Source organism: Quadrisphaera granulorum, from assembly GCF_003149145.1.
Taxonomy (GTDB): domain Bacteria; phylum Actinomycetota; class Actinomycetes; order Actinomycetales; family Quadrisphaeraceae; genus Quadrisphaera; species Quadrisphaera granulorum.
On record NZ_QGDQ01000074.1, the window covers coordinates 1 to 1438 of the forward strand.

The 1438-nt window shown below is 66.1% G+C and carries 2 protein-coding genes; one reads left to right on the forward strand and one right to left on the reverse strand.

The window, feature by feature from the left end; translation table 11 throughout:
- Nucleotides 1-188: 188 nt before the first annotated feature.
- A complete protein-coding gene (locus BXY45_RS22735; protein WP_109776810.1) occupies nucleotides 189-539 on the reverse strand; it encodes a MerR family transcriptional regulator in 351 nt (116 codons plus the stop codon).
- A gap of 61 nt (nucleotides 540-600) precedes the next feature.
- Here BXY45_RS22735 and BXY45_RS22740 point away from each other — a divergent pair, with 61 nt between their 5' ends.
- A complete protein-coding gene (locus BXY45_RS22740) occupies nucleotides 601-1167 on the forward strand; it encodes an RBBP9/YdeN family alpha/beta hydrolase (protein WP_109776811.1) in 567 nt (188 codons plus the stop codon).
- The last annotated feature ends 271 nt before the right edge of the window (nucleotides 1168-1438 follow it).

Genomic DNA, 1438 nt, shown 5'->3' on the forward strand with positions numbered 1-1438 from the left:
ACCGCTCTGGACGCTGCACCAGCAATGACGGCATGATCAGCGAAGCTGACCTCGCAAGGTGACAACGGAAGTACACCACTCCGAGGGACGTGACCAGCCATGCTCACCTGAGCAGGACGCGGGCGGGCAGCCCAGGGGATGAGCTGTTGCTGAGCCCAGCCACACGCGCCCGATGGACGATCCTCGGCTCAGCCTGCGGCAGTCAGCTCCCTGAGGCGCCGCTGCGTCTCACGAAGGGCGGCCTGCTTCACACTGAGACGTTCAGCGATCGAGTCCAGCTCTGCGCGCAAGTCGGGACACATCTCCAACGACGTGCCGTGATCGCCGAGGCGGGCGCAGTCGAGGTAACGCTTGATCACCGCCGTTCCGAGACCGGCGGAGATCATCGCCCTGATCTGGGCTACGCGAACGATGTCGGCCTCCGCGTAGACGCGGTACCCGTTGCCCATGCGCTCGGGGACCAGCAGTCCGCTGTCTTCGTAGTGGCGCAGCGCCCGAGCACTGACCCCTGTACGCGCAGCGACCTCACCGATGTGCACCGCGGCGCCCTCCTGCTCGACTTGACCTTCACGCTGACGTGAGTCCCTACCGTCTCGCGCCGTGATCTCCCGAGCAGCGCACCAGCGCGCAGTCATCATCCACGGCTTCGGCGCAACCCCTCAAGATCACTGGTTCGACTGGCTCGCCGACCAGCTCGAAGCCGACGGGATCCCGACCGCGGTCCCGGCCCTACCGAACCCGCTGGATCCTGACCCCAACCGGTGGGAACAAGCGGTAGCAGCCGAACTGGGAACACCGGACGAGCACTCGATCGTCGTCGCCCACAGCCTGGGCTGCCTCACGCTCGTGCGGTACCTGCGCTCCTTGCCCGATCCATGGCAGCTGGGCACCCTCGTCCTGGTCTCCGGCTTCCTGGAGCGCCTGCCTGCGCTGCCAGAGCTCGACGGCTACATCGGTGACGGCTGCGACGTCGAAGGACTGCAAGTGCGCATACGTCGCCTCGTCGTCATCCGCTCCGACGAGGACCCGTTCGTCCCACCGGCACTGACCGATCATGTCGCCGACCTTCTCGGCGTGCCGGTGCGCGTGGTTCCCGGCGCCGGTCACTTCCTGGCATCGGACGGGATCACCGCAGTTCCAGCCGTCTACGAGGCGATCACCGGCTGACGGCCAGTCCACGACTTCGTGACCCGTGAGACGTGACGGAAGGGGACACCGATGAACGCGCGGATAGCTGTGCTCATCCTGGGCATCTTCTGCTTCGGTTCTTCTGTACTCGCCCGCTCTCCCCGTCAGGCTGAGGTGAGATGCCCAGTCCGGGGCGGGGAAACGACGGACGCTCCGGAGAAATTGTCAAGACCTGTGGATGAAGATCGTTTAGGCGGCGGTCGGGAGGGCCTGCTCAGCCGCTGACGCGCCGGCTTCACCGAGTTCGTCG